This is a genomic window from Paenibacillus sp. FSL R7-0026, from assembly GCF_038004485.1.
In the GTDB taxonomy this organism is placed as follows: Bacteria; Bacillota; Bacilli; order Paenibacillales; family Paenibacillaceae; genus Paenibacillus; species Paenibacillus xylanexedens_A.
The window spans coordinates 5,392,126-5,408,671 of the sequence record NZ_JBBORG010000001.1 but is presented as its reverse complement, the minus strand read 5'-3'; the positions used below and the strand labels follow the sequence as shown (position 1 = coordinate 5,408,671).

Here is a 16,546-nt window from a genome sequence, read left to right as displayed (position 1 = left end):
GGATTTTCTCCTATATAGGAGATTCAAAAAATCTGGGGATAACAGCGATCAAAAGAACGATTCGTGACCGGAACGGTTACTTCGCCAAACGTTAAGCACTTATTTTTAATTTTGAACGCAAATGAAATTTAAACATTGTTCATAACAGGAGGATTTTGAAATGAAACTTGGACTTGTCGGATTAGGAAAAATGGGATTGAACCTGGGTAGAAACCTGATTGATCACAAACACGAAGTGGTTGCTTTTGACCTTAACGCTGAAGCAGTAAATGAAATGAAAGAATACGGCGCTGAAGGCGTATCTTCTTATGCAGAGATGGTGGCTTCGCTGGAATCCCCACGTGTATTGTGGATCATGGTTCCCCACAACGTGGTAGATGCTGTGCTGGCTGAAGTTAGCCCGTTGTTGTCCAAAGGCGACATCATTATTGAAGCGGGTAACTCCCACTACAAAGAATCCATCCGTCGCTACGAAGAGATGAAACCTAAAGGCATTCACTACATGGATGCAGGTACATCTGGCGGTATGGAAGGCGCACGTAATGGAGCATGTTATATGATCGGTGGAGACCCGGAAGCTTGGGCAATCGTTGAACCGGCATTTAAAGATACTTCCGTGGAGAACGGATACCTGTATGCAGGTAAAGCCGGCAGCGGTCACTTCCTCAAAATGGTTCACAATGGTATCGAGTACGGTATGATGGCATCCATTGGTGAAGGTTTTGACGTATTGGAGAAAAGTGGATTTGATTTCGACTTCGAACAAGTGGCTCGCGTATGGAACAACGGTTCCGTTATCCGCTCTTGGTTGATGGAGCTGACAGAACGTGCCTTCTCCAAAGATGCAAACCTCGATGAAATCAAAGGCGTGATGCACTCTTCCGGTGAAGGACGTTGGACGGTAGAAACGGCATTTGACCTTCAAACCGCTACACCGGTTATCGCGTTGTCCTTGCTGATGCGTTATCGTTCCCTGGAAACAGATACATTCACAGGTAAAGTGGTAGCAGCATTGCGTAATGAATTTGGCGGTCACGCTGTAGAGAAAAATTAATTTTATATATAACTGTTAACATATGATGAGAATCGGGTAATGACTTATATCGTGTTTACGAATTCATCAAGTGGAGGTAACATATCATGAAATTTTTCTTGGATACAGGGAATGTGGAAGAAATCAAACGGATCGAACGTCTGGGTCTGGTGGATGGAGTCACGACTAACCCGTCTTTGATTGCCAAAGAAGGTCGCGTATTTAAAGAAGTCATTCAGGAGATCTGTGGCGTTGTTAAAGGCCCGGTCAGTGCTGAAGTCATCGGTCTCAAAGCCGAGGATATGTTGAAGGAAGCTTATGAAATTGCAGAATGGGCACCGAATGTAGTCATTAAATTGCCGATGACCGAAGATGGGTTGTACGCTTGTCATGAGTTGACGCAAAAAGGAATTAAAACCAATGTAACACTGATTTTCTCCGCAGCACAGGGCCTGATGGCGGCGAAAGCCGGTGCAACCTACATCAGTCCATTCGTTGGTCGCTTGGATGATATTGCGGTGGATGGTATGAAATTGATTCGTGATCTGCGTCTTATTCTGGACATGTATGATCTGCCTTCCGAGATTATCGCAGCAAGCATTCGCAATATCAAACATGTAGAGGATGCAGCCCTTTCCGGTGCGCATATTGCCACCATTCCGGGTTCGCTCTTACCAACACTTTGGAAACACCCATTGACGGACAGCGGGATTGAACGTTTCCTGAAAGACTGGGAATCTGTTCCGAAATAAAAGGATAGACATGGCCTGAATCTTTGGGTGGTCTGAACATAAAACCTTTCGCCTTGCAGAGTAATCTGCGGGTGAAAGGTTTTTTTATCTCTGTTTATTGTCGTTTCCGATTTCCGGTTAGGTTAGCCAAAGAGGAGTACTTGTCCCTTTCATGTTGTTGTTACTTTCTGTCCAGTGTCCACGTACTGTCCTTCTTTTTCGGGACAACGGTGCATAAGGTTAACATATAGCCTATAGCTCATCCCGCAGGGGAGGGACACTTCGATGATGAGAAGAAAATGGCGAAGCCGGAGACGCCGTAAGCCGCCAAGTGGCAAACGCAAAATGTGGTTGATCATTTTATTGGTCACCGCGTTTTGTTTGATGCAGGGCTTTGCTTATGTGGATAAAAAGATGAAGCCCCCCATCATGCACTTGGCCAAGATCAGAGTGAAGCAGATTGCAACCGAAGCGATCAACAAGGCGATTACAGCACAGGTTGCAGATGGCAAAACCAACGAAGGACTGATTGACTGGAAGACGGATACCGCCGGGAAAGTGTCCGGTTTCATGCTGAACTACAATGAGCATATGCGAATCACTGCAAGTACGATGAATATTGTGCAATCCACGCTGCAGAATGTACACATGTTAAAAGAAAAAATCCCACTGGGGCAGGCGCTGGGCAGTCCGGTGTTGGCTTCATTTGGCCCGAGTATACCGGTTCGTATTGAGCCCCAAGGCGCTGTTAAAGTGGATCTGAACACCCGTCAGCAGAATGCGGGTATTAACATGATTTTGGTGGAAGTGTACATTCACATCATTGCTGAGGTCGCGGTCGTGGTGCCCTTCGACATGGAGCCCGAAACGGTCGATACGGAAATCCCGATTTCCTACCTTTTGGTTGTCGGGGATGTGCCAATGTATTATTACGATAATCAGGGCAAGCCAGTGGGCAGTAACGGTAGTAATGCCCCAGCTATTGCGCTGCCATCAGGTCATACGGGTGTATCAAGCGGTAATGGAGTAACTACGAATCCCCCTAGCCAGAACCAGCAACAGACGCCGTCAGACCATTTGCAAGGGAATGAACTTGAAGAAATTGAACCGGATGATCTGCCTGATGTGAATGGGGGATTACAGCTCAATAAGGACGCGCACCCATGATACACACAAATTTGAATTGCAAAGCAAAGAAAGGGGCCTCTATTAAAGAGGTCCCTTTTTCGCTTTGCTGATCGTGCATATCCTCGTCTCACTTGCTTTTCTTGTTCTTTTGTTTGCGTTCATCCTGTTCCCAATGTTTCAGCTGTGGATAAGGATCAAACGACCATTCGTGCAGTCCGCTGTCGCGATAGATCCCATAGTGCAGATGTGGAGGGAATTTGCCCTGCGTGCCCGGTTTTCCGTAACCCGAACTGCCAACCCAACCCACAACCTGACCGGGGATAACAACTTCACCAATGCGTGCGCTCTTGTCAAAACCCGAGAGGTGGGCGTAATAGTGATAATGGTTGTTCAAATCCCGAATTCCGATGCGCCAGCCGCCAAACGGGTTCCAGCCTTTGATTTCCACGACCCCGTAACAGGTACTGCGCACAGGTAGGCCATGCGGAGCGAAGATATCCGTTCCCTCATGAATGCGATAACCGCCCCAGCTTCTTTTTGTCCCCCAGGTACTACGATAGGAGTAGTTGGTTCCGAGCGGGACCGGAAAGGCATGTCCGAATAGATCCAGATTGTCAAAATGCTCATATAACTTCGCGAATTGCTGTATCCGTTGCACGGCACGGGAGTTGTGATAATATTCCCACAAGGCAATGTTGAAGTCCTCTTGTTTGTTCCCGTAACCTTGAATAACAGAAGCCATGCTGTACAACACATCCTGATCATTGTTGGCATCCGCTATACCGTCTCCTGAACCATCACGTCCATATCCTTTGAAAAAAAGAATGGATTCCGGATGTTGATCCGTCTCATCGGGATTTAGCCATCCTCTCCAGGCCGGAGGGGTCATGAAGATACCCGTAAGCCGCTCCGGATGCTTGCGATCCTTCGGGTGTGCACGGGTAATCGTACGTTCATACTGATCAATGGCGGCAAGCCTGTACCAGGGAATCTGAGTCATCTGACCGATGGTTTCATATAAATGGCGACGTGCAGCGAAAATTTCTGCGGGTTTTAACTCGGCAGCCTGTGGTTTGGGAGCGGCCTGGGCGGGTTCACCGTAAACTTCAACAGGCAAGAATGGGAGAAGCAGAGTACCTGCAAGTAATGTTTTGATCCAAAAGCGGTACGTGTGCCTGAAGGTCAAGCGTTGTTGCACTGGGATGCAGCCCCTTTCCATTAGAATGATACAAGGTACCCGATGAACCAAGCTAAAGGTTAGCGTTCTTCAAAAGTTCTCATTTTATCCATGTAAGCTCTTGGGGGGGAATCCAATTATACAAATTGTCCATATCGGGCATGAATGCACAAGATGTGACAAATGGGGGTTTTTCCAGCGCTTTCATGGTATAATATGTTCCGAGCAACAGCCTAACTTCAGTTAGAAAGAAGGTTTATGCATTGGCAAAACGTGTTAAAGAACCGAAGCCGGATTGGATTCGGATCAAATTGACAACCGGCGATAACTATCAGGAAATGAAAACGATGATGCGTTCCAAAACGCTGCATACGGTATGTGAGGAAGCGCGATGTCCGAATATTTATGAATGCTGGGCCAATCGAACGGCCACTTTTATGATTTTGGGCGATATTTGCACAAGGGCATGCCGTTTTTGCGCGGTGAATACAGGCTTGCCAACGGAGCTTGATTTACAGGAACCAGAACGTGTGGCGGAAGCAGCAGAGCAGATGAATCTGCAACACTGCGTAATTACAAGTGTAGCCCGTGATGACCTGAAGGATGGGGGAGCTACGATTTTTGCAGAGACCGTGAAGGCCGTACGGCGTCGCCTGCCATTGTGCAGCGTTGAAGTTCTCATTCCAGACTTTCTGGGTGATCGGGAATCTTTGCAGATTGTAATGGATGCCAAACCGGACATTCTGAATCACAATATTGAGACGGTTGAGCGGTTGTCAGACAAAGTGCGTGCCAAGGCAAAATATAAACGTTCACTGGAATTGCTTGCTCGTGCCAAAGAAATGAAACCTAACATCCCTACGAAATCAAGCATTATGCTTGGTGTAGGTGAGGAATATAATGAAATTTTATCAACAATGGATGATCTTCGTGCGGTGAACTGTGATATTATGACGATTGGTCAATATTTGCAGCCATCGGAGAAACATCTGTATGTTGAAAAGTATTATCCGCCAGAGGAGTTCGCTGCATTGAAACAGGAAGGATTAAAACGTGGGTTCAGCCACGTCGAATCCGGCCCGATGGTACGCAGCTCCTACCATGCGCATGAACAGGTGAAATCGGCTACCAAACATGCTGAACAGGCGGCAACACACGCGTGATGGAGGATACCGGATTGGAAGAAGAAAAAATCACAGAACAGATTCAGGACCAACTTCAGGAGCAGATCGAGGAGCCGGTTCAGGAATCAGTTGTTGAATCGGTTGAAGAAAAGCCCAAAGAACCGGTCATTGTACAAATCGGCGGCAAAAATTATGAAATCGTCCAGAACCACAAAGAAGGCTGGAATCCAGAGGTTTTCCGTGATCGTTACAGTGAAGTGCTGGAGCGTTATGATTATATTATCGGGGACTGGGGTTATAGCCAGTTAAGGTTAAAAGGTTTTTACCGTGATAACCATCCAAAAGCGACGAAGGATTCCACAATCGCCAGTATGGTGGATTATATCAATGAATATTGTAACTTTGGCTGTGCGTACTTTGTGCTTCAGAAGAGCAAGGATCAGCCTCAAGCCAAAGCAAAAAGCGGTTCCTGAGAAGGACCGCTTTTTTGGTGTGTTTATTTTAGTCAAGAAATGCCGTGCGAACCCGGTTCCAGAATGGATAAGGGCGGAAACGTGCGAAACTGACCTTGTGACTGGATACCTGACAACGGACGGAGATCAGATCCTCCACCATCACGTTCACATGATCAATCGTCATCAATAACCGCTGATCCTTGCGGGAGAAAATATCACAATGATGATGCTTGGGCAAAATAACCGGTGAACCAAGTGTACGATAGACCCGGTTATTAATCGATGCAATCTCCGCAATCTGAATCGCCTCGATGGTCGGATGGACCATGGCACCGCCAAGGGCCTTGTTGTATGCCGTGCTGCCTGATGGCGTGGATACACAGATGCCATCCCCACGGAACATCTCAAATGTCACATCGTTAATATCGACCTGGGCTACGACTGTACCGTCTACACCTTTTAACGTAAATTCATTAAGGGCGATGTAAGAGGAATTCCCTGACTTTTTCCGAATCTCAAGCTCCAGTAGCGGGTATTGTACAATGCGTGGTTTGAGACGCTCCGGATCTCCTTTGCCACTCATCAGCCTGACTAACTCCCGTAATTCTTCCTTCTTCCAATCGGCGTAAAAGCCGAGATGGCCTGTATGAACCCCAACAAAAGCAATATCCGGAATACGGTCGATGAAATTGTGAAATGCCTGTAGCATCGTACCATCGCCCCCGATGGAGATAACAATCTCCGGCGATTCTGCATCCAGCTTGAACCCTTCTTCCTTCGCCAGCGCATGAAACTGCTGACTGAGATCAATCGATAACTGGTCTCCGCGGTCTTGAACATAGTATCTCAAGATGAAAGCTCCTTTGTGGTCATTATACTACCGATGATAATCAATTCCGCGGAAGAACACAACGTTTGGGCGCATATTCAGTTAAATATAGATGAATCGTTCACTTATTTTTTGGTATGTCGTCTAGGCTTGAGAATGGAACTTAATATCGCAAGGAATAACAACAACACGATGAGGCTTACAAAAACAATCATTCCGGACAAGAAAATCAGTCCCCAGTCCGGTGTATACGTTGATAACGATGGGATGAAATCGGGCTCCATGAGAACGGGTGAAGAGGAACGCCCCATCAGGGGTGTCCACAACAGCAGGACCAGCATAGGTGCGATTAGCGCATGGATTGCTCTGGCAAATAGAAATGGAACGTATCTCATGGGTGTGTTGCTAAGAACACTCATAATCTGTGCATGGACGGATAATCCACCCCAAGAGAGAACAAAGGCTGCTGCTGCTACTTTATAGACGAGTGGGATGGATGCCCCGGCACTCCCAGCCTCTTTGTTCCCCAGCGTTACTTCAAACAGCCCACCGACCAAGCTAGGAGATAAGGATGGAGGCAGTCCGCTATGTCGTAACAATTGCTCGGTTATCACGTATAATCCGCCAAGCCAACCGGTCTGGACAAGCAGCTCCATCATGACCGAGAAGAATACAACCAGCCCTCCTACGATAATAATAAGGCGAAGGGATGAGGAGACTGCCTGGCGCAGCAGTTCACCGAATGCCCGTCCGTCAGCCTTTCTTGCTTCATGCATCGCATAGATGGCCCGGACCAGTCTGTTTCTAGGTATCTCCTCCGATGGAGATGCAGAAGAGATGTCTGGCTGTGAGCCTTTGGCTGTACCCCCGTGAAAACGCATGAGCATACCCACCAGAAAAGCTGCAGCGTAATGGCTCGCAACCAATACTGGAGCAATGGCGACATTATGGAAGAACCCAACCGATACGGCTCCAATCATGAAGATTGGATCGGATGATGTAGTGAAGGCAACGAGCCGTTCTCCTTCTTCCCGGGTAACCAGCTTTTGTTCCCATAACTGAGCGGTCAGTTTCGCCCCTGTAGGATAACCGGATGCACAGCTCACGGCAAATACAAAACCACCGCTTCCGGGAACACGAAACAATGGACGCATCAGTGGATTCAGCAAGGTACCTAGAAAATGAACAATGCCAAAGCCGAGCAGCAGCTCGGACAGCACCAAAAAAGGAAAAAGGGAGGGAAACAATACGTCCCACCAGATGGACAGTCCGCGTACACCTGCATGCCAGGTTTCCGCTGGATACAAGACCATTAACACACAAAGGATCAGGAGAGCGAGTGTGACCAGGACATGGGTGAGTCGTTGTGAAGCAGCCATGAATTCTTCTCCTTTATATTTGGAATGGTCGGTGTGCGGAAGTCTGTGATGTTATTGCCATCAATATATGAAAAAAAGTGGACAAACAGTACAAAATTATACGTAGAAAGCGCTTGCAAAAGTGGCTGTGTTTTTGAGTGATGTGTGCTAAAATGAGAAAAACGCCTGAACGTCACCTAATTGTCTCCAAGGTGGAATTCAATTCGGATGGAGTGATGATCATGAGTCTTGTCACCGGAATCCTGGTCTGTGCTTTTGTATATGTGATACGTGCCTCGCTGGTACGCTCTGAGGAAGAGGACTGGCGGAGTTATTAATGAAATATCTAGTGCGCCAACCCAAGCGGTTGGCGCTTTTTTTGTGTTATGTTTCGAATAAGGTCCTATATACAGATAGCAGGTTACATGTCCTGATGATTTCATGTTATATAGGACTTTTTGGTTTTTTTTGATAGAATGGAGATAAAGGCTTTTGTGGCCTGGATATTGTTACTGTTTTCACAATGTTCACGGAACGTGTAATATATGGCAAAATTCGACATCAGAAAGGGGAATCAGACGAATGAATCCCAGTTTGAGTATTTATGACAATCTTGGCGGTGAGAAAGGTGTTCGCGCACTGGTCGAGGCTTTCTATCCGATCGTTCAACAGAATGAGCAGCTGGCTCCGCTTTTCCCGGAAGATATTCAGCCGGTCATCGACAAGCAGTATATGTTTTTGTCTCAATTTTTTGGAGGACCAGGGCTGTTTTCCGAGGCGTTTGGACATCCGATGATGCGTGCCCGTCATATGCATTTTGAAGTGACGGTTGAACGGGCTGAGGCTTGGCTTGCATGTATGGATCAAGCCTTAACACAGATTGGTGTGGAGGAGCCCTTGCATTCGTTTATCCTGCAGCGTTTATCCGGGCCTGCACATCATTTTGTGAATACACCGTAGATCCGAATATGATTACAAGCGTACGGGAGAGGGATGGAAGAGATTGGAATTAGAGCCGCTGTATAAGGTGAAAGTGACCTGCCATTATTGCGAAACCGAGTATGAAACCTCACGGGTAAGACCAAGTTTGAAAAGGCCCTACCGGACGGATTCGGATTTTTGTGCTTACTACAAGCTGGAGAATCCAGACTTTTATGTGGTTCGCATCTGTCCGCAGTGCGGGTTTGCCACGACGGAGAACGCAACGGAGCATTTAAATGATGCTCAGCGCAAGGCTTTTAAGGAACAGATCGGTAACCGCTGGGTTAAACGTGATTATAGCGGAGCACGAACACTGGAACAGGCGCTGGCTACGTACAAGCTTGCCTTGCTGTGCGCACAGGTTATCCGGGAGAAAGATCGTGTCGTTGCTGGTCTGTTGCATCATATAGCTTGGTTGTATCGTTATATGGAGGACCATGCACAGGAACATCGTTTTCTTGAATTTAGCCTGGAAGCCTATGTGAAGGTGTTCGAACGTGAAGGAACGGGTGGCAATGAAGCCAAGCTGTTGTATTTGCTCGGGGAATTGAACCGCAGGGTAGGACGGTTTAATGAAGCAGTGCAATGGTTCAGCAAGGTCATTCATGACAAGCGGATCACAGATGCGGCCATGATTCGTGCTTCAAGGGAACAGTGGGCCGTGCTGCGTGAGCAGATGATTTCAAGTAAGTTGGAACTCCCTGAAGAGATGCTGGAAACAGACAAAGAGGCTGCAAAGCGCAGCCCCCTCTAGGTTGATCTTACATTAGTTACGGACAGGACGGCTGGATAACAAATAGTCACTGTCGTTGTCGATCACGGTCATGCTTGTATTACAGCAGGGAAAGACCAGTAATTTCTTTTTGCCTTCGCGAATGAGCACAAGCTCTTTGGGTTTGAGGGGGAGCAGCACGTTGCTTGCATGACAGTAGGGACATTGCTGTACATAGATGTCTCCCATCACAATATCGTAAGGCCAGCTGTTCTCAAACGGAATCATTCTTGTTCGCCTTCTGGTGCGGAAGGTTTGGAGGCTTCTTGTTTGGCGAGTTCCGCAATCTTCTGCATCAGGATATGTTGGGGCATGTGCATCAGGTGCTCCAAAGGTACGCCCAGGGATTCTGCTAATTTGACGGCTGTATCAGCCGATACTTGTAAAGGTTTCATACGTTTACCTCCTGAAAGTTACTATGAATACATGTTCAAAAAGTCTGGTTTTCAGTACCGAGAAGATGGAATGAAGCTAGAAATGGAGTAGCGGAGCGTAGGCAAACTACGTGAGCAACGGACATTTGGGCTGAATTTCATATTCGATGCTGATGATGCCGTTAGGCATGATTCGTAATCAAAAGTGGACTTTTTGAACAACCTCTGTAGCTATTTCTCTAGTATAGAGATATGGCACGCATAAAACCAGTTTTTAATTCAATCCTAACCATCCAATTTATAGAGAGAGGTGCCTTATTAAATGAAAACGCCATTACACCCCGTATGGGATCTGGAGTCCATTTTTAGTGGAGGTTCTTCCTCCGAGACATTCGCTGCGTATCTGATTGAACTGGAAGAGGATGTACGTAAACTGCAACATCTGTTGAACGAAACACCTGCACCGATTTCATTACAAGAGACGGCTGCATTTGATCCGATTTTGGAACTGCTGCAAAGCTGCTATATCCGCGTATCGGAAGGTTCTGCGTTTGTTTCCTGCCTCTCATCACAAAACCAGAAGGACAAGAAGGCAACGCAGCTTCAGGGAGCCATCAGTTCCCTTGCTGCGATGCTGAACGGCAGTAAGTCGAAGTTCGATAATACACTTAGTCAGACATCGGATTCGGTGTGGGACGCGTGGATTGCTCGGGAAGATATTCAGCCGCTGGCATTTGCATTGAACGAGAGTCGCACGCTGGCTCGTGAGAAGCTGTCGCCGGAACTGGAAGGTCTTGCCCTGGATCTGGGTGTGGATGGGTACCATGGTTGGGGCAAATTCTATAATACGATTGTCAGCAAGGTGAACATTCCTTTTGAGCAAGATGGAGAAACGGTAATGCTGTCCGCAGGACAGGCTGCCAACAAGCTGAGTGATAGTGATCGGAATGTACGGGAGACGGTATTTGCAAACTGGGAGCAGGCTTGGACCGATGTCGAAGATTTCTGCGCTGACACGCTGAATCACCTCGCGGGATTCCGTCTGAAGTTATATGAGAAACGTGGCTGGGATGATATCCTCAAAGAACCTCTGGCCATCAACCGGATGTCACGTCAGACACTGGATACGATGTGGGATGTAATTAATGGTGCCAAACCTGCGCTTGTTCAATATCTGGAGCGCAAGGCAGAACTGCTGGGGGTAGACAAGCTCAGCTGGAGCGACGTAGATGCACCTGTAGGTAAATCAAGTGGCAAAATCACTTACGATGAGGCAGCCATCAATATTGTTGAACAGTTTGCCAAGTTCAGTCCTAAACTTTCTTCGTTTGCAGAGATGGCTTTTGAGAAACGCTGGATCGAAGCAGAAGACCGTCCTGGCAAGCGCCCAGGAGGATTCTGTACGTCTTTGCCACTTAGCAAAGCAACCCGGATTTTCATGACCTTCTCCGGGACGCCGTCCAATGTGTCGACTCTTGCGCATGAACTTGGTCATGGATATCATCAACACATTATGGAAGAGTTACCCGCATTGAATCAGCGCTATGCGATGAATGTGGCCGAGACAGCTTCCACGTTTGCTGAACTGATTGTAGCAGATGCCCTGGTACAGGCAGCAACAGATGAGCAAGAGAAGCTGGCGTTGTTGGAAGACAAGATACAGCGAAGTGTGGCATTCTTTATGAATATCCATGCCCGGTTCCTGTTTGAGAATCGTTTCTATGAGCAACGCAAAAAAGGCCTGGTCAACGCGGATGAGTTATCCAAATTAATGGTGGAGGCACAGCAGGAAGCGTTCTGTGGTGTGCTTGCAACAGATCATCCGCATTTCTGGGCATCCAAACTACATTTCTACCTGACTGGTGTGCCATTCTATAATTTCCCATACACGTTCGGTTATATGTTCAGTGCGGGAATCTATGCAAGAGCGCAGCAGGAAGGTACAGCATTTGCAGATAAATACGATGATTTGTTGCGGGATACAGGGCGTATGACGGTCGAAGAACTTGCTCAGAAACATCTGGGTACAGACCTGACACAACCGGAATTCTGGCAAAATGCTGCGGACTTGGTTATTGCCGATATTGAGCAGTTTCTGCAGATGACAGCAACCGAAAAATAGGTTGAACATAATAGGTTGAATATATATGAAAAGGCTGCAATTCCGTGTTAACAGACACAGGATTGCAGCCTTTTTTTGTACAGAATCCTCATTATTGATTCTCGAAGATTTTGTCGTAAATAAGTGAAAAAGCTCAGTTTAAGGGAGTGGAATGGCAATTAATTGTGCAAATCATAGTTAGAAATACCCAACTTTGCCGTTCTTTGTTGAATGAGCACATATGATGTCATATAATGAGTCGTAAGCCCTTGCTGTATAGGACTATAAGCATATAAGGAGAGTGTTAATATGAAAATTGAAGCTTTCATTAGCGAGACAGTTGGATCTGGTATTCAAAGAACTTGATCATGAGTTATCAGGGTTAGATTCAGGGGTAGTTTTTGTGCAAATACGAAACAACGTAATTGGGAAATTCGGTATTCGACATAATCCGATAGCTGGACGAGATGGGCAGATGGCTGTGGAGGAAGGGGGGCTAAACGAAACCCAGAGAACTTCTTTCCGGGCAATGGCACTGGAGACGTTGAAATTCAAACGTAATTGGACACATGGCGAAATATCGTACGACTTCACAGTAAGACAAGGTATGATTTTGGTAGATGCAACGATGGAGTCTAATTACAATATGGCGAGCCTGATGATTCGTTACCCTAGAACCAATACATACAAGGATTCAGATATGGAGTCGACCTCATAATTAGTTGCACAAGAGAAAGCGGCACTTCCGAAGAAGGCCGCTTTTGCTTTTGGATTCTGCTTAGGCTCAAGCAATAATTACGAGCTTACGAACGACCCGATAATTGCTGCTCAGCGATTTGCACCAGACGTTTAGTGATGTATCCACCCAGAGAACCTGTCTCACGGGAAGTATAGTTACCGTAGTAACCATCTTGTGGAATAGTTACACCCAGCTCTTGAGCAGCTTCAATTTTCAATTGTTGCAATGCTGCTGTTGCTTGGGGAACGACCAGGTTGTTGGAGCGGCTACCGCTACCTTGGTTTTGACTTCCGTACATATGTGTCACCTCCTTATGGGTTGGTGATGTTAGTATGGTTAGAGAATACGGAAATATACATGATATGGCGTAAGGGAAAATATGGATAACTATCAGTGCACAGGACACATAAAAAAGCCGACCCAATGCGGGTCGGCAAGTTGTATTTGGATATCAAAATATAGGGTGATATGCGTAAAAGCAGAATAGAGCATGATCAGCTCGCTTAGTCTGTAGGAGGTATAACCTCAATACGTGTAAATAACTCAACAGGCTGTTCCGGTTCCAAGCGAATCAACCCGGTTTGTTCATCCGATAAAGCCAAATTAGGTGCATCCGGGAGCCAAGTGTACGGTTCAATGCACAAGAACTGATCGGATTCACCTTTGGTAAAGAGAACCCAATGTTTGAAAAATGCTTCATCTGCTGAATATTTCAATGTATATCCATCTTGCCTGCGTAAGTAAGCCGTAGCCGGTTCACCTTCGGTAGCTTTCAAAAGGGTATCCCAGTTACGTCCCTGCAAATTGATGCCTTCGTTCAGAGCAGACCATTCACCCAGGGATTCCAGTTCACCTGTCGGTAGTTGTTCTTCATTCTGTCCGTATATTCCGGAAACAGGCAGTTGCAGTGTCCAGTCGGCAGGTTTGCCGTCTAACAAAAACCATGTATGATATCCCATCCCAAAAGGAGCAGGCGTTGAGCTCAGATTGGTGACTCGCAGACGCTGGCTAAATACAGCGTTTTGCAGACTGAACGTCATCTCAAGTTTTAGGGGAATCGGGAATTGTGCCATCCAATGCTCTTCATTTTCGGTCAGTAATTCAGTCGTAATTGCACAGCCGTCTTCATCTTCCTCAATGTCACTGACACACCAGGATTGGGTACGGTGGAGACCGTGAATATGGTTGTCATTCGCCGTGTTCTGATCGAACTGGTATCGAACGCCTTCATATTCGAATTGTCCACGATGAATGCGCCCTGGTGGAATCAGGAGAGGAACGCCAAAATGGTACGGCTTCTGCAGATAAAAGGCAAGATCGTCTTCATCCGGACGGCGGACGACATCTCTGTCCTGCACTAAATCGCGAATAGAAATAATATTATTTCCAAGACGCGGCAGCAGGGTGATTTCCAATTCACGGCTATGTAGGATATACGTGTCGTAACCATTCCATTGGCCTTTGGTCACTTGTTTCATATCGATGCTCCTTTTCCCACTTGAAATCTGTCTGCAAGCAGTTGTGATGAAGCTACTGCTGCAGGCGTGTCGTTGTGTACATGCCAGCGATTTCCTGCGCTATTTCGTGTGAACAGGCAACAGGATAAGCAATTCCATCATAACAGATTTTGATGTCTCGGGTAAAAAAGTTCAACTCATTTTGACATTCACGCCTGTGCGCATTAAGATGGAACTCTAAAAGCATTTATTAGAATTGAATGACATGAAATCGATGACAGGGATAAGTAGGCCAAGAGAATCCTCTTCAGAAAGCCGGTGGTTGATGTGAACCGGTGTGAGCTCTTTACCGAATGGACCCTTGAGTGTAGGTTTGAACAGGTTAAGCCAGAGATGGGCTTGCCCCACTAGAGTCTGCCGTATAATCCACGTTACGGAACAATGAAGGCATTTCTTCGGCTTGACTTGATACAGGGTCAGGAGCAATCGAAGAAAAGCGAATAAGGGTGGCACCACGGTCTCACGTCCCTTGCGGATGTGGGGCCTTTTTGCGTTCGCAGAGAATGGCAGGCGTTTTTTTATATACAATCAGGGAGGCGTTATGTGCAATGAAAACAGTACTTTCAGGTATTCAGCCAAGCGGTAAGCTCACATTGGGCAACTATATTGGTGCAATCAAAAATTTTGTAAAACTCCAGCATGACTACCAATGTCATTTCATGGTGGTTGATCTTCATGCCATCACCGTGGCTCAGGAGCCAGCAGCATTGCGCGAACAGTCGGAAGCGGTAGCTGCGCTGTTTATTGCAGCAGGTATTGATCCTTCGAAATCTAACGTATTTCTGCAATCCCATGTACCGCAGCACGCGGAATTGGGCTGGTTGATGACAACGCTGACCTCCATGGGTGAGCTTGAACGCATGACTCAGTTTAAGGATAAATCATCCGGTAAAGATTCCGTTGGTGCCGGACTGTTTGTGTATCCATCATTAATGGCGGCTGATATTTTGTTATACAATGCTGACCTTGTACCCGTAGGTGAGGATCAGAAGCAGCATCTGGAACTGACACGTGATCTGGCAGGACGTTTTAACCACCGTTATGGGGAGTACTTCACCATTCCAGATCCGTATATCCCACAGGTAGGTGCACGGGTAATGTCACTTGATGATGCCTCTTCGAAAATGAGCAAAAGTAACCCTAACGCTGGCAGCTATATTGCCCTGCTGGATCCGCCGGATGTGATTCGCAAAAAAATCAGCCGTGCCACTACAGATTCGGGACGTGAAGTCGTATATGATCCGGCAAACAAACCGGAAGTCAGCAATCTGATGAGTATTTATGCTGAATGTGCAGGTATGACGCTTAAGGAAGTAGCTGAGCGTTATGAAGGCAAGATGTACGGTCCGTTTAAAAAGGAACTGGCTGAAGTGGTTGTATCTGTGATTGAACCGCTCCAACAACGATATAATGAGATTCGTGAGTCTGGCGAATTGGCGGATGTTCTGGATACGTCAGCCCGCCGTGCAGAAGAAGTAGCTGCTCAAACGTTGGATGCAGTGAAAGAACGTATGGGATTTGTTCCGAGACGTAAACAGTAGTCCTGAACAAAATCTTTATTTCATGCAATGAATAGTTAACATGAATAAAGAGGAGTCCTATTGAAGGACTCCTCTTTATTTGTGCGTTCATTATTGAACTATCAAATGACCTAATCAAGAAGTGGGCTCTGAAGCAGCCGAGCGAACTTCCTGACGTTCTTTTTTGGCGCGAATCACAAATCCCCAGCCAATGTTGGCAATGGACAGGACAAACAGTAGTGCAGCAAACCAACCGGAGTAGGAGATCATAATTGCTGAAACCGTTAACAAGATAATCGAAGAGAATGCGAACCATAAAGACAAGCCTTTACTCATTGGGAAAAACCTCCATCTACAAATTTAGTAAAACTCCGTATAACCTGTAGCCTACGAGCCATAATAATCTTGCAAGCTTGCAATTACATTACAGACACAGATTGAAGGGAGATTATAAATATGGCTCAAGGATCTCGTTCTAACAACTTGGTGGTACCTCAGGCAAATTCAGCACTGCAACAATTGAAAATCGAGGCTGCACAGGAACTGGGTGTAACTATCCCACAAGACGGTTACTATGGTAACTACACTTCCCGTGAAACAGGATCTTTGGGTGGATATATCACCAAACGTCTGGTACAAATCGCTGAGCAGTCTCTGGCTGGGTCTGGCAAATAATTTATTTTAACCAACAGCAACAAAACAGGATA

Annotated in this window: 20 protein-coding genes and 1 other annotated feature; of the genes, 12 read left to right on the top strand and 8 right to left on the bottom strand. The window is 46.5% G+C overall.

Annotation, left to right across the window (positions count from 1 at the left end; all coding sequences use genetic code 11):
- The first annotated feature begins 160 nt into the window (after nt 1-160).
- The 3 genes from gnd to yunB all read left to right on the top strand — a co-directional run bounded on the left by gnd (nt 161) and on the right by yunB (nt 2,931).
- Nucleotides 161-1,054 (top strand): phosphogluconate dehydrogenase (NAD(+)-dependent, decarboxylating), encoded by an 894-nt coding sequence (gnd, locus tag MKY44_RS23660; RefSeq protein WP_017692367.1) that lies wholly within the window; start codon nt 161-163, stop codon nt 1,052-1,054.
- A gap of 86 nt (nt 1,055-1,140) precedes the next feature.
- Nucleotides 1,141-1,785, top strand: a complete 645-nt coding sequence (gene fsa, locus MKY44_RS23655; RefSeq protein ID WP_036605718.1) for a fructose-6-phosphate aldolase — start codon at nt 1,141-1,143, stop codon at nt 1,783-1,785.
- Between the two features lie 264 nt (nt 1,786-2,049).
- On the top strand, nt 2,050-2,931 hold the full coding sequence (gene yunB / locus MKY44_RS23650) for a sporulation protein YunB (RefSeq protein WP_051446910.1): 882 nt from the start codon (nt 2,050-2,052) through the stop codon (nt 2,929-2,931).
- Nucleotides 2,932-3,019: 88 nt separating this feature from the next.
- Here the strand turns inward: yunB and MKY44_RS23645 are convergent, their stop codons facing one another.
- Complete coding sequence (locus tag MKY44_RS23645; protein ID WP_076319835.1) at nt 3,020-4,090, bottom strand: M23 family metallopeptidase; 1,071 nt, start codon at nt 4,088-4,090, stop codon at nt 3,020-3,022.
- A gap of 242 nt (nt 4,091-4,332) precedes the next feature.
- Here MKY44_RS23645 and lipA point away from each other — a divergent pair, with 242 nt between their 5' ends.
- Both lipA and MKY44_RS23635 read left to right on the top strand, forming a co-directional pair.
- The gene (lipA, locus tag MKY44_RS23640) at nt 4,333-5,232 is read left to right on the top strand and encodes a lipoyl synthase (RefSeq protein WP_341008845.1); all 900 of its coding nucleotides are present in this window, start codon (nt 4,333-4,335) and stop codon (nt 5,230-5,232) included.
- 14 nt (nt 5,233-5,246) lie between these two features.
- Entirely contained in the window at nt 5,247-5,666 is a 420-nt protein-coding gene (locus MKY44_RS23635) for a YutD family protein (protein WP_245838390.1), read from the top strand.
- A 28-nt stretch (nt 5,667-5,694) separates the two neighbouring features.
- Here MKY44_RS23635 and MKY44_RS23630 read toward each other — a convergent pair whose 3' ends face one another.
- Nucleotides 5,695-6,498, bottom strand: a complete 804-nt coding sequence (locus MKY44_RS23630; RefSeq protein ID WP_036673293.1) for an NAD kinase — start codon at nt 6,496-6,498, stop codon at nt 5,695-5,697.
- 104 nt (nt 6,499-6,602) lie between these two features.
- A complete protein-coding gene (gene ylbJ / locus MKY44_RS23625) occupies nt 6,603-7,856 on the bottom strand; it encodes a sporulation integral membrane protein YlbJ (RefSeq protein ID WP_341008843.1) in 1,254 nt (417 codons plus the stop codon).
- A 152-nt stretch (nt 7,857-8,008) separates the two neighbouring features.
- On the opposite strand from ylbJ, the gene MKY44_RS23620 reads away from it, so the two are divergent.
- The 3 genes from MKY44_RS23620 (at nt 8,009) to MKY44_RS23610 (ending at nt 9,570) form a co-directional block, all read left to right on the top strand.
- Nucleotides 8,009-8,173, top strand: a complete 165-nt coding sequence (locus tag MKY44_RS23620; protein ID WP_155984997.1) for a hypothetical protein — start codon at nt 8,009-8,011, stop codon at nt 8,171-8,173.
- 244 nt (nt 8,174-8,417) lie between these two features.
- On the top strand, nt 8,418-8,795 hold the full coding sequence (locus tag MKY44_RS23615) for a globin domain-containing protein (protein ID WP_036605723.1): 378 nt from the start codon (nt 8,418-8,420) through the stop codon (nt 8,793-8,795).
- A 43-nt stretch (nt 8,796-8,838) separates the two neighbouring features.
- Nucleotides 8,839-9,570, top strand: a complete 732-nt coding sequence (locus MKY44_RS23610) for a DUF2225 domain-containing protein (protein WP_036605724.1) — start codon at nt 8,839-8,841, stop codon at nt 9,568-9,570.
- Nucleotides 9,571-9,582: 12 nt separating this feature from the next.
- On the opposite strand, the gene MKY44_RS23605 is transcribed toward MKY44_RS23610, so the two are convergent.
- Both MKY44_RS23605 and MKY44_RS23600 read right to left on the bottom strand, forming a co-directional pair.
- Nucleotides 9,583-9,816, bottom strand: coding sequence for a hypothetical protein (locus MKY44_RS23605; protein WP_017692378.1), 234 nt, complete (start codon nt 9,814-9,816; stop codon nt 9,583-9,585).
- On the bottom strand, nt 9,813-9,983 hold the full coding sequence (locus MKY44_RS23600) for a YycC family protein (RefSeq protein WP_017692379.1): 171 nt from the start codon (nt 9,981-9,983) through the stop codon (nt 9,813-9,815). Before MKY44_RS23600 ends, MKY44_RS23605 begins: the two co-directional genes overlap by 4 nt.
- A 301-nt stretch (nt 9,984-10,284) precedes the next feature.
- Between MKY44_RS23600 and MKY44_RS23595 the strand changes: the two genes are divergently transcribed.
- The gene (locus tag MKY44_RS23595; RefSeq protein WP_341008842.1) at nt 10,285-12,084 is read left to right on the top strand and encodes a M3 family oligoendopeptidase; all 1,800 of its coding nucleotides are present in this window, start codon (nt 10,285-10,287) and stop codon (nt 12,082-12,084) included.
- Nucleotides 12,085-12,379: 295 nt separating this feature from the next.
- Complete coding sequence (locus MKY44_RS23590) at nt 12,380-12,781, top strand: O-methyltransferase (protein WP_341008841.1); 402 nt, start codon at nt 12,380-12,382, stop codon at nt 12,779-12,781.
- A gap of 85 nt (nt 12,782-12,866) precedes the next feature.
- Here MKY44_RS23590 and MKY44_RS23585 read toward each other — a convergent pair whose 3' ends face one another.
- Together MKY44_RS23585 and MKY44_RS23580 are read right to left on the bottom strand one after the other, a co-directional pair.
- On the bottom strand, nt 12,867-13,100 hold the full coding sequence (locus MKY44_RS23585; protein ID WP_047841310.1) for an alpha/beta-type small acid-soluble spore protein: 234 nt from the start codon (nt 13,098-13,100) through the stop codon (nt 12,867-12,869).
- Nucleotides 13,101-13,305: 205 nt separating this feature from the next.
- On the bottom strand, nt 13,306-14,280 hold the full coding sequence (locus MKY44_RS23580; RefSeq protein ID WP_036673298.1) for an aldose 1-epimerase: 975 nt from the start codon (nt 14,278-14,280) through the stop codon (nt 13,306-13,308).
- Nucleotides 14,281-14,524: 244 nt separating this feature from the next.
- Nucleotides 14,525-14,792, top strand: a binding site (T-box leader).
- Between the two features lie 75 nt (nt 14,793-14,867).
- Here MKY44_RS23580 and trpS point away from each other — a divergent pair.
- Nucleotides 14,868-15,860, top strand: coding sequence for a tryptophan--tRNA ligase (gene trpS / locus MKY44_RS23575; RefSeq protein ID WP_036605729.1), 993 nt, complete (start codon nt 14,868-14,870; stop codon nt 15,858-15,860).
- 114 nt (nt 15,861-15,974) lie between these two features.
- Here the strand turns inward: trpS and MKY44_RS23570 are convergent, their stop codons facing one another.
- On the bottom strand, nt 15,975-16,175 hold the full coding sequence (locus MKY44_RS23570; protein WP_017692385.1) for a hypothetical protein: 201 nt from the start codon (nt 16,173-16,175) through the stop codon (nt 15,975-15,977).
- A 120-nt stretch (nt 16,176-16,295) separates the two neighbouring features.
- Between MKY44_RS23570 and MKY44_RS23565 the strand changes: the two genes are divergently transcribed.
- The gene (locus MKY44_RS23565) at nt 16,296-16,514 is read left to right on the top strand and encodes an alpha/beta-type small acid-soluble spore protein (RefSeq protein WP_017692386.1); all 219 of its coding nucleotides are present in this window, start codon (nt 16,296-16,298) and stop codon (nt 16,512-16,514) included.
- Nucleotides 16,515-16,546: the final 32 nt, after the last annotated feature.